At 54.0% G+C, this 25,391-nt stretch carries 19 protein-coding genes and 1 tRNA gene; 10 read left to right on the plus strand and 10 right to left on the minus strand.

Going from position 1 to position 25,391, the window contains the following annotated elements; genetic code table 11:
- Window positions 1-157 precede the first annotated feature (157 nt).
- Complete coding sequence (smrB, locus tag EDF82_RS09755; RefSeq protein WP_123755284.1) at window positions 158-709, plus strand: endonuclease SmrB; 552 nt, start codon at window positions 158-160, stop codon at window positions 707-709.
- A 21-nt stretch (window positions 710-730) separates the two neighbouring features.
- On the opposite strand, the gene sixA is transcribed toward smrB, so the two are convergent.
- From sixA to EDF82_RS09775, 4 genes are all read right to left on the minus strand, one after another.
- Entirely contained in the window at window positions 731-1,216 is a 486-nt protein-coding gene (gene sixA / locus EDF82_RS09760; protein WP_123755285.1) for a phosphohistidine phosphatase SixA, read from the minus strand.
- A 209-nt stretch (window positions 1,217-1,425) separates the two neighbouring features.
- Window positions 1,426-3,570, minus strand: coding sequence for a fatty acid oxidation complex subunit alpha FadJ (gene fadJ / locus EDF82_RS09765; RefSeq protein WP_123755286.1), 2,145 nt, complete (start codon window positions 3,568-3,570; stop codon window positions 1,426-1,428).
- Window positions 3,570-4,880, minus strand: coding sequence for an acetyl-CoA C-acyltransferase FadI (gene fadI / locus EDF82_RS09770; RefSeq protein ID WP_123755287.1), 1,311 nt, complete (start codon window positions 4,878-4,880; stop codon window positions 3,570-3,572). Before fadI ends, fadJ begins: the two co-directional genes overlap by 1 nt.
- 155 nt (window positions 4,881-5,035) lie before the next feature.
- Entirely contained in the window at window positions 5,036-5,320 is a 285-nt protein-coding gene (locus EDF82_RS09775) for a YfcZ/YiiS family protein (protein ID WP_123755288.1), read from the minus strand.
- Window positions 5,321-5,692: 372 nt separating this feature from the next.
- Here EDF82_RS09775 and fadL point away from each other — a divergent pair, with 372 nt between their 5' ends.
- The gene (gene fadL, locus EDF82_RS09780; RefSeq protein ID WP_174507773.1) at window positions 5,693-7,015 is read left to right on the plus strand and encodes a long-chain fatty acid transporter FadL; all 1,323 of its coding nucleotides are present in this window, start codon (window positions 5,693-5,695) and stop codon (window positions 7,013-7,015) included.
- Window positions 7,016-7,078: 63 nt separating this feature from the next.
- Here the strand turns inward: fadL and mlaA are convergent, their stop codons facing one another.
- On the minus strand, window positions 7,079-7,840 hold the full coding sequence (gene mlaA, locus EDF82_RS09785) for a phospholipid-binding lipoprotein MlaA (RefSeq protein WP_123755290.1): 762 nt from the start codon (window positions 7,838-7,840) through the stop codon (window positions 7,079-7,081).
- 265 nt (window positions 7,841-8,105) lie between these two features.
- Between mlaA and EDF82_RS09790 the strand changes: the two genes are divergently transcribed.
- The gene (locus EDF82_RS09790) at window positions 8,106-9,011 is read left to right on the plus strand and encodes a formate/nitrite transporter family protein (protein ID WP_123755291.1); all 906 of its coding nucleotides are present in this window, start codon (window positions 8,106-8,108) and stop codon (window positions 9,009-9,011) included.
- Between the two features lie 74 nt (window positions 9,012-9,085).
- Window positions 9,086-9,160 (plus strand) — tRNA-Arg (locus EDF82_RS09795).
- Window positions 9,161-9,210: 50 nt separating this feature from the next.
- Here the strand turns inward: EDF82_RS09795 and EDF82_RS09800 are convergent.
- From EDF82_RS09800 to pgtC, 3 genes are read right to left on the minus strand one after another with little or no spacing between them, the layout of a single operon-like run.
- Entirely contained in the window at window positions 9,211-10,458 is a 1,248-nt protein-coding gene (locus tag EDF82_RS09800) for a sigma-54 dependent transcriptional regulator (RefSeq protein ID WP_123755292.1), read from the minus strand.
- Window positions 10,448-12,442, minus strand: coding sequence for a two-component system sensor histidine kinase PgtB (gene pgtB / locus EDF82_RS09805; protein WP_195723699.1), 1,995 nt, complete (start codon window positions 12,440-12,442; stop codon window positions 10,448-10,450). The genes EDF82_RS09800 and pgtB overlap by 11 nt, the downstream gene beginning before the upstream one ends.
- Window positions 12,443-12,453: 11 nt before the next feature.
- Window positions 12,454-13,608 carry a phosphoglycerate transport regulator PgtC gene (pgtC, locus tag EDF82_RS09810; RefSeq protein WP_123755529.1) on the minus strand — a complete coding sequence of 385 codons (1,155 nt, stop codon included), beginning with the start codon at window positions 13,606-13,608 and terminating at the stop codon, window positions 12,454-12,456.
- Between the two features lie 470 nt (window positions 13,609-14,078).
- Here pgtC and pgtP point away from each other — a divergent pair, with 470 nt between their 5' ends.
- The 3 genes from pgtP (at window position 14,079) to EDF82_RS09825 (ending at window position 19,235) form a co-directional block, all read left to right on the plus strand.
- Window positions 14,079-15,467 carry a phosphoglycerate transporter PgtP gene (gene pgtP / locus EDF82_RS09815; RefSeq protein ID WP_123755294.1) on the plus strand — a complete coding sequence of 463 codons (1,389 nt, stop codon included), beginning with the start codon at window positions 14,079-14,081 and terminating at the stop codon, window positions 15,465-15,467.
- 267 nt (window positions 15,468-15,734) lie between these two features.
- Window positions 15,735-18,140, plus strand: a complete 2,406-nt coding sequence (locus tag EDF82_RS09820) for a membrane-bound PQQ-dependent dehydrogenase, glucose/quinate/shikimate family (RefSeq protein WP_123755295.1) — start codon at window positions 15,735-15,737, stop codon at window positions 18,138-18,140.
- A gap of 294 nt (window positions 18,141-18,434) precedes the next feature.
- Entirely contained in the window at window positions 18,435-19,235 is an 801-nt protein-coding gene (locus tag EDF82_RS09825; RefSeq protein ID WP_174507744.1) for a MipA/OmpV family protein, read from the plus strand.
- Here the strand turns inward: EDF82_RS09825 and cynR are convergent.
- A complete protein-coding gene (gene cynR / locus EDF82_RS09830; RefSeq protein ID WP_123755296.1) occupies window positions 19,223-20,134 on the minus strand; it encodes a transcriptional regulator CynR in 912 nt (303 codons plus the stop codon). The two genes, EDF82_RS09825 and cynR, sit on opposite strands and share 13 nt — an antisense overlap.
- 200 nt (window positions 20,135-20,334) lie before the next feature.
- Here cynR and EDF82_RS09835 point away from each other — a divergent pair, with 200 nt between their 5' ends.
- Together EDF82_RS09835 and ypdK are read left to right on the plus strand one after the other, a co-directional pair.
- Window positions 20,335-21,528 (plus strand): cyanate transporter, encoded by a 1,194-nt coding sequence (locus EDF82_RS09835; protein ID WP_123755297.1) that lies wholly within the window; start codon window positions 20,335-20,337, stop codon window positions 21,526-21,528.
- Between the two features lie 380 nt (window positions 21,529-21,908).
- Window positions 21,909-21,980, plus strand: coding sequence for a membrane protein YpdK (gene ypdK / locus EDF82_RS09840; protein WP_099130696.1), 72 nt, complete (start codon window positions 21,909-21,911; stop codon window positions 21,978-21,980).
- Window positions 21,981-22,053: 73 nt separating this feature from the next.
- Here ypdK and alaC read toward each other — a convergent pair whose 3' ends face one another.
- Window positions 22,054-23,292 (minus strand): alanine transaminase, encoded by a 1,239-nt coding sequence (gene alaC, locus EDF82_RS09845; protein ID WP_123755298.1) that lies wholly within the window; start codon window positions 23,290-23,292, stop codon window positions 22,054-22,056.
- A gap of 410 nt (window positions 23,293-23,702) precedes the next feature.
- On the opposite strand from alaC, the gene EDF82_RS09850 reads away from it, so the two are divergent.
- The gene (locus tag EDF82_RS09850; RefSeq protein ID WP_199733695.1) at window positions 23,703-25,382 is read left to right on the plus strand and encodes a sensor histidine kinase; all 1,680 of its coding nucleotides are present in this window, start codon (window positions 23,703-23,705) and stop codon (window positions 25,380-25,382) included.
- Window positions 25,383-25,391: the final 9 nt, after the last annotated feature.

Below are 25,391 nucleotides of genomic sequence, written 5' to 3' on the forward strand. Positions count from 1 at the left end.
CAGGACACGCTATACGGTAATTTCGGCGGCTAGTTTGCCACGAAGACGGCGATAAATCAGCATTCTTACGTCGGGCCGGCGGGGAAAAATACGTTTTGCTTGCCTGAACAGAGGCCGAGTCGGGTAAACTAGCGAAAAGAAATGATGAGAGTGGGCAATGAAAAAGAAAACATCGCTAAGCGACGAGGATCAGGCGCTGTTCCGTCAGCTAATGACCGGTACCCGTCAGATTAAGCAGGACACGATCGTTCACCGCCCGCTGCGCAAGAAAATCACCGACGTACCGCCCAAGCGTTTACTGCAGGAGCAGGTGGATAACAGCCACTATTTTTCGGATGAGTTTCAGCCGCTGCTGAATAGCGAAGGGTCGGCAAAATACGTCCGCGCTGATGTAAGCCATTTTGAGCTGAAAAAACTGCGCCGCGGGGATTATTCGCCGGAGCTGTTCCTCGATCTGCATGGCTTAACCCAGCAGCAGGCCAAGCAGGAGCTGGGGGCGCTGATCGCCGCCTGTCGTCGGGAGCATGTTTTTTGCGCCTGCGTGATGCACGGTCATGGCAAGCACATTCTCAAGCAGCAAACGCCGCTGTGGCTGGCACAACATCCGCATATTATGGCGTTTCATCAGGCACCAAAAGAGTACGGCGGAGACGCCGCACTGCTGGTACTGATTGAGGTGGAAGAGTGGCAACCGCCGGAGCTTCCGTAATACGGATGCTCCGGAGGGAGATTAGATAGCTTTTGCCATCTTCAGATTGCAGGGGCTCATCTGCCAGGTAAACTCACCTTTGCCGTCCGCATCCAGCGTGACGCAGGCAATGGCCGACGTTGTAAACATCGGGGGAGTTTCTCCCGGACACAGCTCTGAGACGAGATACCCCACCAGCGGCAGGTGCGAAACGACCAGCACCGTTGAGACACCTTCATTTGCCAGCGTCTGAAGCCAGGCGTTGACCATACCCACATCGCCACACGGCGTGAGCTCCGGCATCACGTCGACATTTTCAGGCAGGTTCATGCACTCTCTTACCACATCCAGCGTCTGTTGTGCACGCAGGTAAGGACTCACCAGAACCCGTTCAATATCCACTTTCTGGCCTTTCAGCCAGGTTGCCATCTGACGGGATTCATCACAACCACATACGGTTAATGGACGAACCGAGTCACTGGCTGCATCGAGGGCAGCGTCGCCGTGACGCATGATAAAAACTTGCATATTGCACCGCTTTTGTTAACCAGAAGCACCGCAGTCTTACCTGCATAGAAAGCACGCAGTCGACCCGGTGGCCGGGCATTGTGCCTGATTCATCCAACGAATGAAACGCTGTTTTTTACCTCAATGGCGTAAGTATAGTCAATGATCGTTTACAAAACAGCCAACCAACAGCGTCGTTCATCGCCGGAATTATCTTCTTTGACCAAAACTTAGGTCGTCCGTTCGCCAGTGGGCCAAAAGGTTGCCCCCTGCTCGGCCATGCGCAATAAATTTTCACATGGTGTAAAACGTGGACCGTACTGAGCGGCCAGACGTTGCAAGATGGCAACAACTTCACCCGCGCCGAGCGTATCCATATAACGGAACGGGCCGCCAAGGAACGGCGGGAAGCCAATACCAAACACCGCACCGATGTCGCCATCGCGTGCGCTGCGAATCACCTGCTCATCGAAGCAACGCGCGGCTTCGTTAAGCATCATCATCACGCAACGCTCGGTAATCTGCTGCGCGGATAAACGCGCCTGCGGGGCAGAAACACCCAGCAGCGAATAAACGGCGGCATCAGGTCGTTTTTTGCTTGTACGCCCTTTTGTCTCATAAAGATAGAAACCACGGCTATTTTTTCTACCTTTGCGATCGTCCTTCAAGATCGCATCAATGATATTTGCAGGCGGACTAAAACGTTCTCCCCAGGCAGACTCCAGAACCGGGATAATTTTGGTGCCGGTATCGATCCCGACCTCGTCCAGTAACTGAATGGGCCCCACCGGAAAACCGAACTTCACCAACGACTTATCGATATGTTCAATGGGCTCACCTTCTGTCAGCAAGCGCATCGCCTCGTTGACGTAAGGCGCCAGAATACGGTTCACGTAGAAGCCCGCTTTATCGGCCACCACAATCGGGGTTTTGCCTTGCAGTTTGGCCAGTTTCACCACCGTCGCTATCGTTTGCTGATCGGTATTTTGGTGAGGGATCACTTCGACCAGCGGCATTTTTTCGACCGGGCTAAAGTAATGCAGACCAATGACCTGCTGAGGCCGCGCGGCCTGGGCCGCGATATCGCCGATCGGCAGTGACGAAGTGTTTGAAGCGAAGATAGTCTCCGGGCCGCAGTGCGCTTCGACTTCTGCCACCATCTGCTGTTTCAGCGCTAAATCTTCAAATACGGCTTCAATCACCACATCACGATGGGCAAATCCTTGATAATCCGTGGAACCTGACATCAGCGCTAGCTGGCGATCCCGCTCGCTGGCCCGCAAATAGCGACGACGAACCTGCTTGTCGAGCAGCTCCCAGCTGTATTTCAACGCATGATTGATGCCACGGGTCTGAATATCTTTGATACGCACCGGCAGCCCGCCTTTGCTGGCGGTCACATAAGCAATCCCCCCGCCCATCAGACCGCCGCCGAGGATCCCGATACTGCGTAACGGGGCGGCCTGCGCATCGGCTCCGCGATCTTTCTTCAGATCCGTACTGGCGAAAAATATCGAGCGTAAAGCTTGCGACTGCGGCGTCATTGCCAGCTCACCAAAGGCGCGTGCCTCCTCGGCGTAGCCGCTGCTACAGCCGTGGGCTAACCCATTTTCAATGACCTGCAGAATACGTTCGGCAGCAGGATAGTTGCCCTGCGTTTTCTGCCGCGTCTTTTTCCCCACCAAATGGAACAGCAGGCTGCGCCCCAGCGGCCCGGCCAGCACCCGCTCGCGTACCGGCACATTGCGGCTGGCCGGACGCTCTTTCAGCGCCAGCTCAACCGCCGTCTGCAGCAGGATAGCCTGCGGGACCACATCATCGACCAGGCCCGCCTTGAGCGCCTGTCGTGGGCGAAGCTGTTTACCGGTCAGGATCATCTCCAGCGCGCTGCTGACGCCAATCAGACGCGGGAGTCGTTGAGTACCGCCGGAGCCCGGCAGCAGGCCCAGCTGCACCTCCGGCAGGCCTAAGCGCGTTTTGTCATCGTCGCTGCACACCCGGCCATGACAGGCCAGCGCCAGTTCGAGACCGCCGCCGAGGCAGGCGCCATGAATCGCGGCAATCACCGGGATCGTCAGGCCGTGGATCTCGGCCATAATCTGCTGTCCCTGGCGAGCCAGGGCTTCAGCTTCTTGTGCGCTGGTACAGCGGGCAATCATGTTGATATCCGCTCCGGCAATAAAGTTGTCCGGTTTGGCGGAAATCAGCACCACGCCGCGCAGGGATTTATTGTCGCGGATCTGGCGAACGATCGCCCGTACCTGCTGGCCAAACTCCGCCTTCAGGGTGTTCATCTTTTCACCCGGCGTGTCGATGGTGATCACCGCCACGTTGTCCGGGCGAATATCAAGCGTAAATGCCGATGCCATTTCCATTATTCGGCCTCCAGAATCATCGCCGCGCCAAGCCCGCCCGCCGCACAGGCGGTGACCAGACCAAATCCACCACCTCTGCGCCGCAGTTCATGCAGCGTCTGAGTGATCATTCGCGCGCCGGTGGCGGCGAAGGGGTGCCCGTAAGCGATGGAACCGCCCAGCACGTTAAATTTGCTCTCATCCACTTCCCCGGTGGCCTGCGAGCGGCCCAGGACTTCGCGGGCGAAACGGTCGCTGGCAAGACATTGCAGATTCGCCAGCGTTTGCGCAGCAAAAGCTTCATGCATGTCGATCAACGTTAAATCAGCCAGCGTCAACCCCGCCCGCTCCAGCGCCAGCGGCGTTGACCAGGCCGGCCCCAGGAGCATGTCCTGGCGCACATCAATGGCGGTAAAGGCGTAGCTGCGCAGGTAGCCCAGCGGGGTTAATCCCAGCGATCTGGCGCGGGATTCGGTCATCATGATGACTGCCGCCGCGCCGTCGGTTAACGGCGTACTGTTGGCGGCGGTGACCGTCCCATGCTTGCGATCGAATGCCGGCCGTAACTTTTGGTAATCAGCCAGAGTTGAATTTTTACGAATGTTGTTGTCATTTTCCAGCGGCTCGCGGAACGGCGGCGCATAGGCGGTCATCACTTCTGCCGCTAGCTTGCCCTCTTCCCAGGCTTTGGCGGCCAACTGGTGTGAACGATGCGCCAGCGCATCCTGCTGTTCGCGGGTAATGCCCCAGCTTTTCGCCATCTGCTCCGCGGTATCGCCCATGCGTAATCCGGTCGAATATTCCGCCACCGCGGGCGGTACCGGTAAAAGATCGCGCAGACGTAGCCGGGAGAACAGCTTCAGGCGCTGTCCGAGGGTTCGTGCTTTATTGGCGTCCACCAGCGTGCGGGCCAGTTTTTTACTGACGCCGATAGGTAATACGGAGGAAGAGTCAGCGCCGCCGGCAATACCGGCGTTGATAGTCCCGGCCATCAGGCTTTCCGCCACGTTGGCAACGGCCTGAAAACTGGTGGCGCAGGCGCGGCTCACGCTGTAGGCATCGGTGTGCACGCTCATGCCGGTACCAAGCACAATTTCGCGAGCAATATTAGGAGCTTCCGGCATCTGAACCACCTGGCCAAACACCAGTTGTTCAATCATTTCCGGGGGGATGTCGCTGCGAGCCAGCATTTCACTGATGACCATTTTTCCCAAATCGACGGCGGGAACACCGTGAAATACCGTTGCCTGACGGGCAAACGGGGTACGTAAACCGCTGACAATGGCAATGCGATCGCCCTGACGGGTGACAAGCGGTAATGCCTGACTCATGACTTTCCCCTGTTAACCGATAAAACCAAGTGGTCTGACCTGATAACAGTTTTAACTAATTTTTTACATTAAGCCAATCGGTGAAGAGAAAAAGTGGGAGCCAAAACACATTGAATGGAAAAGAGAACGCCCCGCAGATGGGGGCGTTGGGGGAATTAACGCAGGCCGAGCTGGAAAATCAGGGTTTCAGCTTCGCAGCTGAAAACAAAATCGATGTCCATCTGTACGCCGCCTTCGACATCAGTAAATGTCGGGGTGATTTTGCACGGCTCAGACTCCACGCCACGGGCTCTTTCAGTCAACGCAGCAAGCGTTTCGTCTGCTTCAGCGCGGTTGGCAAACACGCGGCTGTAAGAGGCGGTGCAATCGGTGTTGTCCATAATGGTGCCAACATCCATACAGCAGCAAACCGGGGTTTCATCTGCACTAACTTTACTCATCGTAGATTTCCTCTGTATATGCACTCAATGGTGCCAGACAATTAATATGCTTATTTTACGCCCGGCCGGGGGCTGCCTCCAGTCGTTAATGACAACAAAAGTCCTAAGTGACCGAAATCACACTTAAAAATGATCCAAAACAAGAAATACCCGCTTTGGCTAATACCTGTGGGGGCAAATTTGCCAGCTGGATCGCTTTTTTCGCATCACAATTGAAAAATCTCATAAACAAACTTGCAACATCTCATCTGGTCAGACCTATACTCAGCGCACTGGTCTGATTTCTCTGTCGTAAAGCAGACCCTACACTTCGCGCTTCTGTTACGGCATGTAACATAGTTTAAATAAAAATAACTCAATGAGGTTATGGGCATGAGCCAGAAAACCCGCTTTACCCAATCTGCCCTCGCAGTGGCTGTAGCACTTGTTTCAACACAGGCCTGGTCAGCAGGCTTTCAGTTAAACGAATTCTCTTCATCAGGCCTTGGTCGTGCCTATTCCGGTGAAGGTGCAATTGCTGACGATGCGGGCAACGCCAGCCGTAACCCAGCGCTGATTATGATGTTTGATCGCCCGACAATGTCTGCGGGCGCCGTGTTTGTCGATCCGAATGTTAATATTTCCGGCACCTCCCCGACGGGGAAAAGCCTGAATGCGGATAACATTGCGCCAACCGCGTGGGTGCCAAACTTCCACTTTGTTTCCCCGATTAACGATCAGTTCGGTTGGGGGGCGTCAATTACCTCTAACTATGGCCTGGCCACTGAGTATGCTGACGATTATGCAGCCGGTAGCATGGGCGGAAAAACAGACCTCACCACCGCTAACTTCAACCTGAGCGGCGCCTATCGCCTGAACAGCAACTGGAGTTTTGGTTTAGGGTTTGATGCGGTCTATGCGAAAGCGAAGATCGAACGCTATGCGGGCGATTTAGGGCAAATCGTTGCGGGATCTGGCGCGCTGCCGCCGCAGCTGGCAGGCCCGGTATCGCAGATTCCTGCCGATACGCAAATTGCTCACCTCAACGGCAACGCCTGGGGCTTTGGCTGGAACGCCGGTATTCTGTATGAAATTGACAAGAATAACCGTTACGGCTTCACCTACCGTTCAGAAGTCAAAATCGACTTTGATGGTAACTACAAGAGCAGCTTACCGTCAGCCTACAACCAGATCCTCGGTAACTTCGGCCTGCCGGCGGGCACCAACGGTCAAACAACCGATGGTTCTCTGACCCTGAACCTGCCAGAAATGTGGGAGCTGTCCGGTTATAACCGCGTGGCGCCACAGTGGGCCGTTCACTATAGCCTGACCTACACCAGCTGGAGCCAGTTCCAGGAGCTGAAAGCCACCGGCAGCAATGGCGAGACGCTGTTCTATAAAGATGAAAGCTTTAAAGACGCCTATCGCATCGCGCTGGGGACCACCTATTACTATGACGATAACTGGACCTTCCGTACCGGTATCGCCTTCGATGATAGCCCGGTTCCGGCAAGCACCCGTTCTATTTCTATCCCGGATCAGGATCGTCTGTGGCTGAGCGCGGGTACCACCTACGCCTTCAACAAAGATGCTTCCGTTGACGTGGGTGTGTCTTACATGCACGGTCAGCACGTCGAAATTAAAGAAGGTCCTTACACCTTCCGTTCAGAAGGTACCGCGTGGCTGTACGGCGCGAACTTCAACTACCGCTTCTGATAATCTGACGATATAAAAAAAGGGTGAACATCATGTTCACCCTTTTTATTTTCTCGCGATGGCTTACTGCGAATCGATATCTTTCAGATCGTCCTGAATCGCCTGAGCGTTCGGGTTATCGGCCGGCGTGAGTTTACCGCCGTTGGCGATAAAGTCATGACGCTGGAAGTACGCTTCGCGCATCAGGATATACGGGTCGGACGACTGGCGCAGCAGGCCGTCAGAATCCAGCAACTGAGCACGGGTCTCGATCCCTTCAACCGCCCACTTACCGATCGACATCGGCCAGGTCAGCCAGGAGAGCACCGGGTACAGGCCATCCGCCATATCACCGCCCTCATCACGCAGCGTGAAGCTGCCATAGAACGGCAGTTGTACATACGGACCATAGCCCACGCCATAGTGACCCAGGGTGCTACCAAAACGGTGCGGTTCAACACGCTGAAGTTTCGGGTTAGCCATACCGGCGACGTCGATCAGGCCGCCCATCCCCAGAAGGGTGTTCAGGAAGAAACGGGTAAAGTGCACCATTCCTTTATAGGGATCGCCCTGCAGGAAGTAGTTCGCCATCACCGCCGGCTCTTCCAGGTTGCTGGTAAAGTTACTCAGCCCGTTACGCGCTGGCTGCGGGACATAATCACGCCAGGCAACGGCAACCGGACGCAGCAGGTACGGGTCCATCACGTTGAAGTTGAAATCAAACATCGTGCGGTTAAACCCTTCAAGCGGGTCCGAACGCCCCTGTGTCCGATCGCCAGAGTTGGAACTGGCGCATCCCACCAGCAATGTGGCGCCAAGCGCGAGCGCCGACAGGCGAAAATTCATAGGTGTCTCCCTGTTAATTTTGGCTATTGCTGCGGGTTCTCCGGGGACGGCATCCTCCTTGAAGATCTCGCCCGAAACACATTGCAATCTGGTGCCTGCATTCAGCATAGCCTTTTTGGCATTATTGTTGCGACCCGATTCTATACATGTTTTGCAATATCCGTATTGCTAAACTTGCCATTACCTAAAAAATAGGAGGTTCTCCTGGACCAGGCGATGGAAATATCTCTACGCTTATGAGAGAGACATCGCTGGAGGACACAATATGGCGTCAGAACCGACATCTCACTCTCACCATGATAGCGAAGATATCGAAGTTGAGAGCGAGGAAAAACAGGATGGCAAAGAGATCGAGGTCAATGAGAAACGCCTGCCCTCCCGCGCCATGGCCACCCATGAAGAGATCCGCCAGGAAGGAGAAAAAGAGCTGGAGCGCGATGCGCTGGCGCTGCTGTGGTCTGCGGTAGCCGCCGGTCTGTCGATGGGAGCGTCGATGGTGGCAAAAGGGATATTCCATGTTCATCTGAGCGACGTTCCCGGCGGTTATTTGCTTGAGAACCTCGGCTATACCTTCGGGTTTGTTATTGTCATCATGGCCCGCCAGCAGTTGTTTACCGAAAACACCGTCACGGCAGTCCTGCCTATTATGCATAAGCCGACGCTCGGTAATTTTGGCCTGTTAATGCGTCTGTGGGGCGTGGTGCTGGCCGGGAATCTGATCGGCACGGCCATTGCCGCGTGGGCCTTTAACCTGATGCCGATATTTGACGATCCCACCCGCCAGGCATTCCAGGATATCAGCTTAAAGGTGATGGAAAATACGCCCATGGAGATGTTCGCCAATGCGATTATTTCCGGCTGGCTGGTCGCCACCATGGTGTGGATGTTCCCCGCAGCCGGCGCGGCGAAAATCGTGGTGATCGTGCTGATGACCTGGCTGATCGCGCTGGCCGATACCACCCATATTGTGGTCGGCAGCGTCGAGATTTTTTATCTGATTTTCAACGGCTCGCTGCCGTGGCAGGAGTTTATCTGGCCCTTCGCGCTGCCGACGCTGGCGGGCAACATTTGCGGGGGGACGTTTATTTTTGCCCTGCTGAGCCATGCCCAGATTCGCAACGACATGAGCAACGAGAAAAAAGCGCGGCTCAAGGATGAAAAATGCCCCTAAGTGGCGACACTTTAAGCAGTCAACCCATAGATGCTTAACGTACAAGGAAAAAAACGCTATACTCCCGCCGCTTCGTCCCCTTAGTTAAATGGATATAACGAGCCCCTCCTAAGGGCTAGTTGCAGGTTCGATTCCTGCAGGGGACACCATTCTCCCTCGCTGCCCCTCGTGGAATCAGCATCATTGCAGCCTTGCTCCGCTACATCTTGTAGTGCTCTTTACTCAGACCGTGCTTTTTCATCCGCAGATAAAGCTTTTTGCGCGGGATTTGCAGATACTCAGCGACTTCATTAATCCTTCCCTGATGAATATTCAAAGCCTCAGTAATAATCTGCCGTTCAATTTCGTCGATGCGCCGATCCAGGGGCGTAGGTTCACTGACATGCATCTGGGGATTGGACACTTCCGCCAGCGGTAAAACACCCACCGCAAACAATTCAGCAGCATTCGCCAGTTCACGGATATTATTTGACCATCCTCTGCGCAACATTCTTTTCAGAACTTCCCCCCCGACTTCGGGAACAGGATGATTAAGACGCTGGCAGGCCTTGTTTAAATAGTAATGAAATAAAGGCTCAATATCATCCAGCCGCTGTGACAAGGGCCGACAGAAAACTTGCGTCATGGCGAAACAGTAATAAAGCTCAGCAACAATATTATTGGCGGCGGCTAACTCAACAAGAGATGAATGACTGATACCAATCAAACGGAACGGACGCTGTTCCAGACTTTGCAGCTGCGCAAGTTGATATTGTTGCTCCCGGCTTAGATTCTCCGGACGACTCAATACCAGCGTGCCGCCATCGGCCTGGGCAACTACCTCCTGAAACATAGCCGTATTTTCAGGCATCACTTCATGGCAGATGAACGGCCCGCTGGCGTTGCGTCCTAGCTGATGGAGATAACGCGCGCCGGTCATACGCCCGGTTCCGGCTTCTCCGTGAAACCAGACGGCAATGTCCGTTTCGCTAAGTTGCTCCAGACGCTGCCGGTAGCGTTGCGTCCATTCGCTGCGCCCCACCAGCTCAACCTGTAACCTTTGCTGATGGCGTAAACGACGGGCTATAACCGACTTTCTGTGGCATAACGCGGTATCAACCAGGGCCAGTAATTTACCGGGTTCTACCGGTTTTTGCAGAAAATCCCATGCGCCTTTTTTCACCGCCTCTACTGCCATCGGAACATCGCCATGACCGGTAATTAATAAGACAGGCAACTGTTTATCATCGCGATGCAGCAGCGTCATTAAATCAATGCCAGAACATCCCGGCATGCAGACATCGCTAAGCACAATCCCAGGCCAGTCTTTCTGCATCCATTGCTGCGCGTCCAGCGGGTTATTACATACAAAAATACGATAACCCGCCTGTTCAAGCAGCAAGGTATAGGCATCCAGTACATCAGCATCATCATCAATCAGCAGAATGGAAAAATCGTTACTCTCCATCGTTTACTTCCGTCATTTTAAATTCCAGCACTACGCAGGCACTTTTTGTTAAGGTCGATGCCAGACGTAGCTCTCCCCCCATCTGCGCCATTAGCGAGACACAGATCGATAAACCAATGCCCAGCCCTACATCCTTACTGGTCGTAAAAGGCTTCAACAGCATCGGCAGCAAATGCTCAGGCCACCCGGGGCCATTATCGGCAATGAATACGCAGCGTGAATGACCATCAGTTTGCCATGTTACGGTAATTTCTGCGCCGCCAGGGCACGCATCCAGAGCGTTCGCCAGAATGTTCACCAGTACTTGCTGCAGGCGAACGTCCTCCCCACACACCCATGCATTTCTCTCGGGCAGAATCATCACTGCTTGTTGCGACTTATGGCGCATGGAGAGTAATTCCCAGGCCGCGGTAAAGGTTTGAGTTAAGTCGACAGGTTGCAACGCAAGATCCTGATCCGCACGCCGCGTGAATTGCCGCAAAGAGCGTATGATGGCGCCAATCCGGCTAACCACCCCTTCTCCTTTGAGCAAGGTGGTTTTGGCCTGTTCAGTCTGGCCCATATCGATAGCGCGGCCCGCAGTATAGAGATACATTGATAACGCATTCAGTGGCTGATTAATTTCATGAGCAAGCGTGGTCATGGTTTGCCCGACCATCGCCAGTTTTGCCGCCTGAATCAGTCCATCCTGCGTAGAGCGTAAATCCTCTTCAATGGCTTTACGCTCGGTAATTTCCTGCTCCAGCTGCCGTTTCTGGGAGTTTAACAGGCCAAGCGTATGCCGCAGTAAACCGGCAATTCGCCCGAGTTCATCCCGGCCATACACGGGAATATCAGTCGTCGTCGTGCCCAGCCCAATCTGCACAACTGCCTGATTCAACGCGGTAAACCGCTTAACCAATCGCGATCGAATAAAATAGTGGTTCAATGCCCATGCCAGTAAAAGTGCGAGAAATGTCGCCACCAGAATTAACCCGCCACTCACGCGAACAATCTGCTCCATTCGCTGATTAAACCGCTGCATTTGCTGATGACTATTGCCCAGCTGTGTTTCCAGCAATATCCGAAATCGCCCCAGCGTCGCTTCACGGGTGCGGCTGACATCAATGAGCGCTTTTTGCGCAGCAACATAATCACGCATGGTGTTGGGCATATTGTTTTTAACCATGCCGATTTCCAGCAGCTCATCGATGGTTTGTCGCAGAGTGATGGTGCTGGGCCAATCATCCAGCGCCCGTATATTTTCATCGGCCGTTTTTTTGAGATTCTCAAGATAGCGAATATGCGTCTCGACCAACATCTCGTAGTCATTCCCGGATTTCAGCTCGTTTAAGCGATCGCGAAGATCGTCAACAATCTGATTTTCAATTCGTGAGAGCGTATAGACCTGCTGTTGCTCATTCTGAACTTCCCGTGAGCGCTTCAGATATTGCGCGGTATCGCCCTGCCGGGTTTCTATTTGATCAAGCAGCGTTCCCTGTTGCCAGGTAAAATCCTGTACCAGCGAATGAAGTTCGGTCGTGAAATCATCATGCAGCCAATCAATCCTGGCGGAGAGTTCACTGACCTTTTCGCGCACCAGAAACATGTTATAGAGCGCCCTGTCCAGCTCGGACAACAATTTCCGGCTATCCTGCAAAATCATCGAAAGTTGCTGTTGCTCTTCGGGCGTCAGGCCCTGGCTGAGCCGCTCAATCTTATCTAATTGTTGGATAATCTGATTTCGCAACTGCAAACGCACCGTGGTGTTAGGTGCCAGTAAAAACTCGTTTAACTGATCGACGGCCAGATTTAAGCTTCCCTCAATCTGAAAAGCAGAATGGATACGCGGAAAATACTCATCAAGTGAATAACGGATCTGCGAACTTTGCTCATGCCATGAGTAAAGGCTGACGCTACTGACAATCAGAGTCAGAAGCGCCCCGATTAAAAACGCGCCGCGTAGGCTATTGCTGATGCTCATTTGCCGCAAACGTTGCAGCATCGACCGGCCCGTCATTTCAACTCTTCCAGTTTAGCGATCGCTTGTCGCTGGTTTTTCAGAAACCAAAGTTGCCATTCCATCATTTGTTGCTCTGCAAAACTTTTATTATCGAACTGCGCCAGCCAGGCTTCATCTTCACTGCTTGCAGGATCAACCGGCACGCGGGTGAGCAACGAACGAATTTCAGGCAAAGGACGTTTAAGCCGCGCTTCCGCACTGTGCAACGCCCGCCAGGCATCTTTTAATTGCGCGAGGCGAAAGCTAATCGCCGTATCAAACATGCGCTGTACCAACCGCTGACGTTTCAGTATCAGGCGATAGTTCAACGGCGGCTGATTCATCAACACAGCCTGCTGCGCGGCTCTTGGATTATCAGAACTCAGTGGCGTGACCGGGTATTTACCGGTATTGGCATCGGCGAGGATCAGTTGGCCTTCAGGGCTGAGCAGGTAACGAATGAAACGCCTTGCTTCACCTGCATGCTGGCTTTTCTTGAGCACCGCAACATAGGTAGGAGAGACCGCCGATTGAGGAAAATAGCTAAAGGTTAAATGCGGATCGTTTAAGAGTAAATTGGCATAGTTATCGATAACCGGGCCGGCCACGCCCAGCCCGCTCTTAATTTTATCGGCGACGCCAAAACTTCTCGATGAAATCGTCACCAAATTACCGGAACTCGCCAGCAGCGTTTCCCAGCCCTGGGCCCAGCCTTTTTGCTGCAACAGCGCTTCAATCATCAAATGGTTGGTATCAGACCGGGACGGGCTGCTCATCAGCAAAGCCCCCTGATAGTACGGCTGCATCAAATCATCCCAATCTGTGGGAGCGGGAAGATGGCGGGCTGCCAGCGCAGAGCGGTTAATTAACAGGCCAAACCCCGAGATCGCCACCGCAACGGAGGTGGAGCGAATCGACTCAGGCACCAGGCGTTGGCTGTTCCGGGGAACCTCTTCCAGCAGCGCAAGCTTTTGATGTTCTTGAAGATGCTGTAGCAGCATCGGTGAGGAGGTCAGAATGAGGTCGACATTTTCAGCACTGGAGGTATCCAGTAACTGCTCCAGAGAAGCGCTGGTACGGTTGAGCGTCCGAATCATCACGGAGTCGGGCTGCGTTTGCCAGCGCTGAATAATCCACGCGGTCGCACTGGGTGAAAACGTTGTCGCCATAACCAGTTCGCCATGTTGTGCCAGCGCCGGTCTGGAAAGCAGAACCAGCGATAATAAAACGCCGATTTTGCACAGTGCTCTGACCTGGTGACAAAACATGATTGTGATCCCTCTCATAAATTCCAATTTTCCGCGAAATAAAAATTGTGGCAAAACTTACCCGTTTTTAATTATCCGTAATGATGGCGGCGAACACGGAGTTATCTACGCAATCCTTGAGGATACGTAATAAGGATACCATATGATGGTTGTCTAATTTGTTAATAGCCGCACAAGACCAAGCTAAATCTGATATCAAAAAGAATAATAACTCAGTCAGTCATTAATTATTGAGTCAAAAATGTCCAGTCGACTCACTAATTTGAGTCACTTTTGACACGTTACGTGAACTTGAAGGCAGAAGGTAATTACCGCACTCTTCATGTCTATTACTCCTGCCGTCTATATCAATTAAAAGTACAGGTGACAACATGTTATCAATATTTAAAACAGGACAAGCCGCAGATAAAATTCCTGCGGAGAAAGTTCAGGAAACCTATAGCCGATACCGTATGCAAGCATTGCTTAGCGTATTTTTAGGATATCTGGCGTATTATATTGTACGTAATAACTTCACACTCTCAACGCCTTATTTAAAAGAGCAATTAGATCTCAGCGCGACCCAGATAGGTTTACTCAGCAGCTGTATGCTTATTGCCTATGGTATCAGCAAAGGCGTAATGAGTAGTCTGGCAGATAAAGCCAGCCCGAAAGTATTTATGGCTGCGGGTTTGGTACTGTGCGCCATCGTCAACGTGGGCCTGGGCTTCAGTACCGCCTTCTGGATTTTCGCCGCGCTGGTTATTCTTAATGGTCTGTTTCAGGGGATGGGCGTTGGCCCCTCTTTTATTACCATTGCAAACTGGTTCCCTCGCCGGGAACGCGGGCGTGTAGGGGCCTTCTGGAATATTTCTCATAACGTCGGCGGGGGTATTGTCGCACCAATCGTTGGGGCCGGATTTGCTATTCTGGGCAGCGAGCACTGGCAAAGCGCAAGCTATATTGTTCCGGCCTGCGTCGCCGTCATTTTTGCATTAGTGGTGCTGGTGCTGGGTAAAGGTTCTCCGCGTAAGGAAGGTCTCCCCACGCTGGAAGAGATGATGCCGGAAGAAAAAGTGGTACTCAAAACTCACCCTACGACAAAAGCACCAGAGAATATGACGGCGTTCCAAATATTCTGCACCTACGTCTTACGCAATAAGAATGCATGGTACGTCTCACTGGTCGACGTTTTCGTCTACATGGTGCGATTCGGTATGATCAGCTGGCTGCCTATTTACCTGCTTACGGTCAAACACTTTTCCAAAGAACAGATGAGTGTTGCGTTCCTGTTTTTTGAATGGGCCGCGATCCCCTCTACGCTCCTGGCTGGTTGGTTATCCGACAAGCTCTTCAAAGGGCGTCGTATGCCACTGGCGATGATCTGCATGGCGCTGATTTTTGTTTGCCTTATCGGCTACTGGAAAAGTGAATCTTTGCTGATGGTCACTGTTTTTGCCGCCATCGTAGGCTGTCTGATTTATGTCCCGCAATTTCTTGCTTCTGTGCAAACAATGGAAATTGTACCCAGCTTTGCGGTGGGCTCCGCAGTGGGTTTACGTGGTTTTATGAGCTACATCTTTGGCGCCTCACTGGGTACCAGTCTGTTTGGCGTCATGGTTGATAAAATGGGCTGGCACGGTGGTTTTTATCTGCTGATGGGCGGGATTGTCTGCTGTATTTTGTTCTGCTATCTGTCTCATCGCGGAGCGCTGGAGCTCGAACTGCAGCGTAAAAAAGACGCTGAGGAAGCGTCCTCTCTGCAGCTGGCTGACGCCTGATTTTACATTCCTCGCAGGGAGGATTCCCTATACCTCCCTGCGCTACTTTTCTGCCCCCCGCCTCTATTTGTTATACATTTAATGCTCATAAGTTTTACATTTATCTTACAAATAAATAAACTTTCTTACGTTGTAGGCGCAGGCACTTCCCCTTCGGATTACCCACCATAACAACAGGATCTCAGGCGGCTAACGTCCTTAGCAGGATGATACGCCAGCCCACTGAGCAAAAAAGCGTTACACGATTGACTTTGTATGGGATGCACAATGGACGAACAAAAAAACAGAGGTGGAGGCGTGTTCTTTACGCTCTACCGCTTACTCTTCGTATTACTCAGTGTTGGCACTGGGCTGTTTTTAACCATCTGGGGCGGCAAGCTCCTGTCACTGGGCGGCAGCGCCTGGTATCTGATCGCCGGACTGGCGTATCTGGTTATCGCGGTAGGCTATCTGCTGCGTCGTAAATTTGCCCTCCCCCTTTCCATTATTACCTTTGTTTTAACCCTTATCTGGGCGCTCTATGAAGTGCAGTTCAGCTACTGGGGACTGATCCCGCGTCTGGTCGTTCCCGCGCTCTTATTAATGCTCGCCCTGTGGCTGACCACGACGCTTCCGGTTAAACGCACGCTGGTGCGCAACGCCAATCGCAGCGCAACGGTGATTTTTGTTGCCCTGCTGGCTACGCTGGTTTCAGCATTCTTCCCACACGGTGGCATTCATAATGGTGTTGTCGACACCCACGCAAGCAAAGAACCCACGCTGGTGCCCAAAAGTGATAACTGGGAATTCTTTGGCCGCGATGCCTCCGGTACGCGTTATGCGCCATACACGGATATCACGCCAGAAAATGTGAAAGACCTGAAAGTGGCGTGGACATACCACACCGGTCGCCGCTTAACCGGGCCGGGTATCGGTGTAGACGAAAACACGCCGCTGCAAATTGGCGACACTCTCTATTCCTGTACCCCGCTGAACGTGGTAACGGCTATTGATGCCGATACCGGTAAAGCCCGCTGGCGCTTTGATCCGCACGCGCAGACCGCAGAACATGTAACCTGCCGCGGTGTAGGTTATTACGATGCACAGAAAGATGACTCGCTGAACGCGCAAGAGAAAGCCAGCCCGGCGCTTCAGCAGTGCCCTCAGCGTATTATCATCTCTACCGTCGATGCCCGCCTGATTGCCCTGAACGCCAAAACCGGCGAGCTGTGCGATGGCTTTGGTGACAATGGCAGCGTCGATCTGAAACAGGGTATGGGCGATACGGAAAACAGCAAACGTTATCACCCAACGTCCATTCCGATGATCATGGGGCACATCGCCGTTATTGGTGGCTGGGTGCGTGATATCGTGCACGGTGAACCTTCAGGTGTTGTTCGCGCTTATGATGTCCGCACCGGCGATATCGTTTGGGCCTGGGATGTCGGCCAGCCGGAAAATATCACTGACCCGGAAAAAGCCCGCGCGTATACGCTGGAAACGCCCAACGTCTGGACGGTTCCAGGTTTCGATAAAGAGCTGAATCTGGTGTATCTACCTACCGGTAACGGCCCGCCAGACTACTGGGGCGGCGACCGTAACCAAGCCAAAGAGAAATACGGTTCATCTGTGGTAGCCGTTGATGCCAGCACCGGTGAGACCAAATGGGTCTTCCAGACGGTTCACCATGATATCTGGGACTACGATTTACCGTCTCAGCCGGTTCTGTTCCACATGAAGAACGAGAAAGGCGAAGAGATCCCGGTGCTGATTCAGACCACCAAAACCGGGCAGATCTACGTTCTTGACCGCCGCACCGGGAAACCGGTAACCAAAGTGGAAGAGATCCCTGTTCCGCATCAGGGCGCAGAGGGCGAACGCCTTTCTACTACTCAACCGTTCTCCACCGGGATGCCGCAACTGGGCGTTGACCCGCTGACCGAGAAATCAATGTGGGGCGTGACGCCGTTCGATCAGCTGATTTGTCGTATCGACTTTAAAGAGTCGACCTATCTCGGCATGTATACCCCACCGTCCGAAAAACCCTATATCGAATGGCCAAGCCTGCTGGGCGGCATGAACTGGGGTGGCATCACTATCGATGAGCGTACCGGTACGCTGTTCGTCAACGATATGCGTATGCCACTGCGGATGTCGCTGGTACGCCAACAAGATATGGCGAAATACCATGTGTCGACCGATGAAGTGCCTGGCTTTATGGGTACTGTTCGTCCTCAGGTCGCTGGCCCTTATGGCGGCGTACGTATCGATATTCTGCAATCCGCGCTGGGCGTACCCTGTAATACCCCGCCGTTTGGCACCATGAGCGCTATCGATCTGAATACGCGTCAACTAGTGTGGCAGGTGCCGCTGGGTTCCGTCGAAGATACCGGCCCGCTGGGCATGAAAACGCATATGCACATTCCGCTGGGAATGCCGACGCTGGGTGGCCCTACCTCAACAGCATCCGGTCTGGTGTTCTTTGCCGGCACACAGGATAACTACCTGCGTGCACTTGACTCGGCGACCGGTAAAGAGTTGTGGAGAGCTCGCCTGCCAGTTGGTGCTGTCGCCGCGCCGCTTATCTACAAATCACCGAAGACAGGGAAAGAGTACGTGGTTATTTCTGCAGGCGGTGCCAGCCACTCGCCGGATGTAGGTGACGACATTATCGCTTACGCGCTTGAAGATTAAGTTCTGACAGCCAAAAAGCCCGGCAGCGTTTAACGCTGTCGGGCTTTTTCATTCTACCCAGTGCGCGAGCCGTCACCGGGTCAGCAATATATTCAACCTGCCCGTAGTAACGATCCACTTCATCAATAATTCGACTGACTTCGTCCCGGAAAAACGCCCGTCACAAATTAAGAAAAAACAAAAAACCGGCCCACGGAGTGGGCTGCGCTGGTATATATTCACATTGGCAGTGCTTCATGTACAAAGCATCTGCATGTTTTCGCGCCATATTCCCTGATCATATTTGGAACCCGGATGAAACCATTTCGCTATTCTGCCGCTGCCCTCTGCTCCCTGATGTTGTGCTCTTCGCCCGCCAGCGCCGAGGTTGACCTGGGTTCCATCGATATCTTTTCCGGAAATAACCCTGACAGCCCGGTACCAAAAGGGTTTGTGCTGGGTGCCGCCGCCATTAGCGGAACGGCTCGCTACCAGAAGCAGGACAACGATACCTATTTCATTCCCGGTGGCCTCTACTTTGGCGATCAGTTTATCTATCTCGGCGATCGCGCCCGTTACTACTTCCATATTGACGACAAAGTGGCTTTTTACGGATATGGCCGCTGGCGCTTTGGCAACCTCGATCCCAGCGATGATGCTGCTTTCAAAGGCATGGAGAAACGCAAAGGCGAGTTTGAAGCGGGGATCGGCGCAACGCTCATCACCCCCTACGCGCTGCTGAGCGCCCGTCTCAGCTCTGACGTGACAGGCCGCAGCGATGGGCAAGAACTGCTGCTGTGGGCAGATTTCCCGATCATCAAAGATAATCTGCTGGTGATGCCTGGCATGGGGCTGATGATCCGCAGCAGCAATATGGCGAACTACTATTTCGGCGGCATCTCGGCCAGCGAAGCGACTCCGCAACGCCAGCAGTGGGATACCGGCACCACCGTCTCGCCAATGGCGGCGATTATCACCAGCTACCGTTTCAGCCCCCACTGGGTCGGCATGTTCGCAGCAAACTACGAACTGTATGACAAAGACATCGCCGACAGCCCTATCGTGCAGCACAACGGCGAGCTCTATGGCATTCTCGCCGTCGGCTATACCTGGTAAGCGTGGGCGGCTCCGGTCTTCAGCTCCCCGGCTATCTGTAATGTCAGGGCGCTAAATGCCCGCGCGGCGGCGCTCTGCCAGGCTGCTTTGTGCTGTAACAAACAGGCGGTCCTCTCCAGCAGTAGCGGGGTAAGTTCCACCGCCACCAGATCGTCACGATCCCGCACGATGGCCGCCGGTAACAGCGTCGCCAGTTGGGTCCGCTGAATCACGGTCAGTACCGCGCTGATGGAGTTGGCCTCCATCTGAATCTTCGGCTGAACATGATGCTGCCGACAGTAGCGATCGATTTGTTCGCGGGTGGCAAACTCCTCGCTCAATAAAATCAACGCCTGCTGATTCAGGGCCTCCAGCTTTACCCGCCGCTGCTCCGCCAGCGGATGATGACGCCCCACTACCAGCGCCAGCGTTTCGCTGAGCAAAGGCGTCGCGACAATATCCGCCGAACCAACGTCGCTAAAGGCAATTCCGGCATCCAGCTCATCATTCAGTAACAGCGCTTCCATTCGGTCCTGCGGCATTTCTCGCATCGTCAGCGTGATATTGGGGTAACGCTGATAAAACGCCGCCACCAGCGGCCCCATAAAATAGGTCGTGAAGGTCGGCGTCATCGCTACCCGTAACGAGCCCCGCTGCAGGTCCTCCACATCATGGATCGCCCGTCTGCCCTCTTCCAGATCCTGCATGACCCGACGAGCGTAAATGAGCCAGGCTTCTCCGGCATCCGTCAACCGAGTGTGACGCCCGCTGCGGTCAAAAAGCTGCGTCCCCAGCGACGCTTCAAGCTGGCGAATTTGTTGCGACAGCGCCGGCTGCGAAACATGCAGCGCCGTTGCCGCGCGGGTAAAGCCGCGGTGTTCCGCGACCGCCAGAAAACAGGTGAGATGACGTAGCAACATGCGATTTCCCATAAGCAAAACAAATCGAGTTAATCATAAATAAGTCTTTTAACTTATGAAACAACCTGCGTACCCTGTTTGTGTACTCAGCCGCAACGCTTCCCCTTCGCCACTCGCTTGTTTCTCTCTTCAGGAGCCGCTATGTCTGTTCATCACCACCATCTTCAGCTTGCACTCATGCACCGGGCGGATACACAGCCATGAACCCGATGCCCCGCAACGGCCTGATGCTGCTGGTGTTGGTTCTGGTCGGTATTAATATGCGCCCGCTGCTGACCTCCATCGGACCGCTGCTGCCGCAACTACAGCAGGCCAGCGGCATGGGGTTTGCCCTTATTTCACTGCTCACCGCACTACCGGTGATGGCGATGGGGCTTCTGGCGCTGGCAAGCCCGTGGATCGATCGTCATCTCAGCGAAAGCCGTGGGGTTGCGCTCAGCCTGTTGATGATTGCTACCGGCGCGCTGCTGCGCGAACTCGCGCCACACAGCGGGCTGCTGCTCAGTAGCGCCCTGCTGGGCGGGATTGGGATCGGTATTATTCAGGCGACCATTCCGGCGATGATCAAACGGCAGTTTTCCCAACGGACGCCGCAGGTCATGGGGCTGTGGTCCGCAGCGCTGATGGGGGGTGGCGGTTTAGGTGCCGCGTTGACGCCCTGGCTGGCTCAGCACAGTGCCGTCTGGCATGACGCCCTTGCCTGGTGGTCGCTGCCCGCCGTTGCGGCGCTGTTTGGCTGGTGGGCGATCGGCCGAACACTGCCTGCCCCGTCACCCGTTGCATCAGGGGCTGCCGTGTCGGTATTCCGCCATCGCCGCGCCTGGACCCTCGGGCTCTACTTCGGCCTGATTAACGGCGGCTACACCAGTTTAATCGCCTGGCTGCCGCCTTATTATATGCAGGCGGGCTATAGCGCCCAGTTCAGCGGTACCCTGCTGGCAATATTAACCGTCGGCCAGACCGCCGGCGCGCTGCTGATCCCGATGCTGGCCCGGCACGACGATCGCCGTCGGTTATTAATCCTGACGTTACTCCTCCAGCTCATGGGGTTCTGCGGTTTTATCTGGCTGCCGCAGCAAATGCCACAACTGTGGGCCATCAGCGCCGGGGTCGGTTTAGGCGGCGCTTTTCCACTGTGCCTGGTACTGGCGCTCGACCATGCCCGACAGCCTGCCATCGCCGGTCGGCTGGTGGCATTTATGCAGGGGATCGGGTTTATCGTGGCCGGGGCCTCTCCGTGGCTGGCAGGTCTGCTCCGTAGTCTGAGCGGCGATTATGTGCTGGACTGGATGTTTCACGCCGTCTGCGTCGCCACCCTGATGGTGGTGACCTTCAGTTTTGTGCCAGCCCGCTATCCGCAGGAGTGGCGACAGCGGGAACCGATTGGCGATTAAATCAGGTAATGGCGGCGACGCGGGACGATTTTCCGTGTCGTCCCGGCGTCATGCCAACAATAGAAAAAATCCCAAAATCAAGCAGCTATCACCGCAAGAGCACGGCGGTAAAAAGCCGTCGCCAGAATAGAATTTATTACCGAATGAAATTAATGTGTCGCCGAATCACGACACTCGTAAGTAACTAAAAATTAATAAAAAAATGCCGCTTGTTTCCCTGATTTTTTAGGCGTACATTAGCGCCATCTGGAGCCCTAACCGCACAGAATTTCGATCTGCCGCAGCCGCCAGAATCGTCTGGTTTTACCGCGACAGATCAGTATCAACAATGAAAATTATATTCATTTAGGCGTTTCGCCGAGAACGCGGAGTGATGAGTCGTGAAATACTTTATTATGGGCGTGTCGTTTATGGTCATCGTATGGGCCGGTACTTTTGCCCTGATGATCTAGCACTGTCAGCGTCAAAAAAAACGGGAGCCAGAAGGCTCCCTTTTTTATTGCCGGTATTCGTTGATTCGCCAGGTTATTCCTGACTGTCGCCGGTCGACTTGCCCGAGGCAGGCAGCAGCCCGTCAGCGCGGAACATCGATTTAATCCCACGAATCGCCTGACGGATACGGTCGCGGTTTTCGATCAGCGCGAAGCGCACATGGGTGTCGCCGTAATCGCCGAAGCCGATGCCCGGAGAGACGCACACTTTCGCATCCTGCAGCAGCTTTTTAGCAAACTCCAGCGATCCCAGCGCCGCATACTGCTCCGGAATTTTCGCCCATACGTACATGGATGCCTTCGGACACTCGACCATCCAGCCCGCTTCATGCAGCCCTTTCACCAGCACATCGCGACGGCGCTTGTACTGCTCTGCAATATCACGCACGCACTGCTGATCGCCTTCCAGCGCGGCAATCGCTGCGACCTGTAACGGCGTGAAGGTGCCGTAGTCGTGATAGCTTTTAATACGGGCCAGCGCGTTGACCAGGGTTTTGTTCCCCACCATAAAGCCGATACGCCAGCCGGCCATATTGTAACTTTTGGAGAGGGTAAAGAACTCCACCGCGACATCGCGCGCGCCGGGGACTTCCATGATCGACGGCGCTTTCCAGCCGTCATATACGATATCGGCATAGGCCAGATCGTGGACCACCAGCACATCGTAACGCTTCGCCAGCGCGACCACTTTTTCAAAGAACTCCAGCTCGACGCACTGCGCGGTCGGGTTGGACGGGAAACCAAGGATCATCATTTTAGGTTTCGGGTAGCTTTCGCGGATCGCACGCTCCAGCTCGTTGAAGAAATCAACGCCCTCCACCAGCGGCACTGAGCGTACCTGGGCGCCAGCAATCACCGCGCCGTAGATATGAATCGGGTAGCTCGGATTTGGCACCAGCACCGTGTCACCATGATCCAGCGTCGCCAGCATCAGGTGTGCCAGCCCTTCTTTTGAGCCGATGGTGACAATCGCTTCTGATTCCGGATCGATCTCGACGTTATAGCGATCCTGATACCAGCGCGAAATTGCGCGACGCAGGCGAGGAATACCGCGCGATGTTGAGTAGCCATGCGTATCAGGCCGCTGGGCAACGGTGCAGAGTTTTTCGACGATATGCGGCGGGGTCGCTCCATCGGGGTTGCCCATACTGAAATCGATAATATCTTCGCCGCGCCGACGCGCAGCCATTTTCAGTTCAGCGGTAATGTTAAATACATACGGGGGCAGACGATCGATACGCGTAAAACGGCGTTCAGGACTGGATTCAGCCATAGATTCCTCAGATTAACGTTAGCGCCCGGACCGTCCGAGCGACGCTGTCGCCTGTGCGACAAGCTTAGAAAATAACCCGAAAAAAATGATGCTGTCGAGGGGGTGAACAAAAAATAATATCTGGCAAAAAAAGGGGTATCGTCTCCCAAAAATGCGGCAGGGGCGCTCCTCGATTTAGCCGGGAGGAAAATTGACTGCAACATATTAATATCTATTAATTTACCTGTTTTTATCATTCCGGATGTTGGTCTCGCCCGCTCTCAGGCTTTGTCATTAATCCCCTTTTATTTGTGCAACTTTTCCTCATTCCCCACTCCGCTGGCCTCTTCGGCTGGCCTTCTGACCTCAGGTTTTTTATCATGTCTCTTTCCCGCGATAGATACGGCGCACTCATGCACGAAATATTCACTATGCTGCTGGCGGTATTTGACCGCGCGGCGCTGATGCTGATTTGTCTTTTTTTCCTGATTCGCCTGCGCCTGTTCCGCGAGCTGCTGCATAAATCGGCGCATACGCCGAAAGAGCTGCTGGCGGTTATCGCCATCTTTTCCCTGTTTGCACTGTTCAGCACCTGGTCCGGGGTGCCGGTAGAAGGCTCCCTGGTCAACGTGCGCATTATCGCCGTGATGTCCGGCGGTATCCTGTTTGGTCCCTGGGTCGGGGCCATCGTCGGCGTGATTGCGGGGGTTCACCGCTATCTCATCGATATCGACGGCGTTACCGCCGTGCCCTGCTTTATCACCAGCATTGTCGCCGGGCTATTGTCAGGGCTGATTAGCCGTAAGGTCCCGAAGGCACAGCGCTGGAAGGTCGGGATCCTCGCCGGCATGCTCTGCGAAACCCTCACCATGATCCTCGTGATATTGTGGGCACCTTCGCTCTCGCAGGGTATCGATATTGTCTCCAAAATCGGGATCCCGATGATCCTTGGCAGCGTCTGCATCGGCTTTATCGTTCTGCTGGTGCAGAGCGTCGAAGGGGAAAAAGAGGCCAGCGCGGCGCGTCAGGCAAAACTGGCGCTGGATATCGCCAATAAAACGCTGCCGCTCTTTCGCCATGTCAACAGCGAATCGCTGCGTCAGGTCTGCGATATTATTCGCCGCGATATTAATGCCGATGCCGTCGCGATCACCACCACCGACCGGGTGCTGGCCTATGTCGGATTTGGTGAAAGCAACTATCACGACCATGACAATAGCATCAGCCCTACCACCCGTCAGGCTATCGAAAGCGGGAAAATCATCATTAAGAACAATGATGAAGCGCACCGCACCCCGGAAATCCACTCCATGCTGGTGATCCCCCTGCGGGAGAAAGGCATCGTTACCGGCACGTTGAAAATCTATTACTGCCATGCCCATCGCATCACCTCATCACTGCAGGAGATGGCCATCGGGCTGTCACAGATCATCTCTACCCAGCTGGAGGTTTCGCGCGCTGAGCAGCTGCGGGAAATGGCTAACAAGGCTGAACTTCGCGCCCTACAGAGCAAAATCAACCCGCATTTTCTGTTTAATGCCCTCAATGCGATTTCATCTTCAATCCGCATGAATCCGGACACCGCGCGCCAGCTCATTTTTAATTTGTCGCGCTATTTGCGCTATAACATTGAATTAAAAGACGACGAGCAGATTGATATCAAAAGGGAGCTGTACCAAATAAAGGATTATATTGCCATCGAGCAGGCGCGCTTCGGCGATAAGCTGACCGTTATCTACGATATTGATGATGAAGTCAGTTGCGTGATCCCAAGCCTGCTGATTCAACCCCTGGTGGAGAATGCTATCGTCCACGGGATCCAGCCGTGCAAAGGTAAAGGCGTGGTCACTATTGGCATCACCGAGTGCGGCAACCGGGTGCGTATTAGCGTGCGCGATACCGGTAATGGCATCGATCCGGACGTGGTTGCCCGAGTGGAAGCCGATGAAATGCCGGGCAATAAGATTGGCCTGCTTAACGTGCATCATCGCGTAAAATTGCTGTATGGCGAAGGATTGCATATCCGCCGCATGACCCCCGGAACGGAGATTGCGTTCTATGTGCCCAACAAGCTCGTAGCTGAGCCGACTCCGGTGTCCCTGTTGCCATGAGCGGAGAAA

The organism is Klebsiella sp. BIGb0399 (genome assembly GCF_003752615.1).
GTDB lineage: Bacteria > Pseudomonadota > Gammaproteobacteria > Enterobacterales > Enterobacteriaceae > Klebsiella > Klebsiella lignicola.

Bases quoted from the DNA above. Each gene is read 5' to 3' on its own strand.
- smrB (WP_123755284.1), top strand. From the start codon at position 158: ATGAAAAAGAAAACATCGCTAAGCGACGAGGATCAGGCGCTGTTCCGT.
- sixA (WP_123755285.1), bottom strand. From the start codon at position 1,216: ATGCAAGTTTTTATCATGCGTCACGGCGACGCTGCCCTCGATGCAGCC.
- fadJ (WP_123755286.1), bottom strand. From the start codon at position 3,570: ATGGAAATGGCATCGGCATTTACGCTTGATATTCGCCCGGACAACGTG.
- fadI (WP_123755287.1), bottom strand. From the start codon at position 4,880: ATGAGTCAGGCATTACCGCTTGTCACCCGTCAGGGCGATCGCATTGCC.
- EDF82_RS09775 (WP_123755288.1), bottom strand. From the start codon at position 5,320: ATGAGTAAAGTTAGTGCAGATGAAACCCCGGTTTGCTGCTGTATGGAT.
- fadL (WP_174507773.1), top strand. From the start codon at position 5,693: ATGAGCCAGAAAACCCGCTTTACCCAATCTGCCCTCGCAGTGGCTGTA.
- mlaA (WP_123755290.1), bottom strand. From the start codon at position 7,840: ATGAATTTTCGCCTGTCGGCGCTCGCGCTTGGCGCCACATTGCTGGTG.
- EDF82_RS09790 (WP_123755291.1), top strand. From the start codon at position 8,106: ATGGCGTCAGAACCGACATCTCACTCTCACCATGATAGCGAAGATATC.
- EDF82_RS09800 (WP_123755292.1), bottom strand. From the start codon at position 10,458: ATGGAGAGTAACGATTTTTCCATTCTGCTGATTGATGATGATGCTGAT.
- pgtB (WP_195723699.1), bottom strand. From the start codon at position 12,442: ATGCTGCAACGTTTGCGGCAAATGAGCATCAGCAATAGCCTACGCGGC.
- pgtC (WP_123755529.1), bottom strand. From the start codon at position 13,608: ATGGCGACAACGTTTTCACCCAGTGCGACCGCGTGGATTATTCAGCGC.
- pgtP (WP_123755294.1), top strand. From the start codon at position 14,079: ATGTTATCAATATTTAAAACAGGACAAGCCGCAGATAAAATTCCTGCG.
- EDF82_RS09820 (WP_123755295.1), top strand. From the start codon at position 15,735: ATGGACGAACAAAAAAACAGAGGTGGAGGCGTGTTCTTTACGCTCTAC.
- EDF82_RS09825 (WP_174507744.1), top strand. From the start codon at position 18,435: ATGAAACCATTTCGCTATTCTGCCGCTGCCCTCTGCTCCCTGATGTTG.
- cynR (WP_123755296.1), bottom strand. From the start codon at position 20,134: ATGTTGCTACGTCATCTCACCTGTTTTCTGGCGGTCGCGGAACACCGC.
- EDF82_RS09835 (WP_123755297.1), top strand. From the start codon at position 20,335: ATGAACCCGATGCCCCGCAACGGCCTGATGCTGCTGGTGTTGGTTCTG.
- alaC (WP_123755298.1), bottom strand. From the start codon at position 23,292: ATGGCTGAATCCAGTCCTGAACGCCGTTTTACGCGTATCGATCGTCTG.
- EDF82_RS09850 (WP_199733695.1), top strand. From the start codon at position 23,703: ATGCTGCTGGCGGTATTTGACCGCGCGGCGCTGATGCTGATTTGTCTT.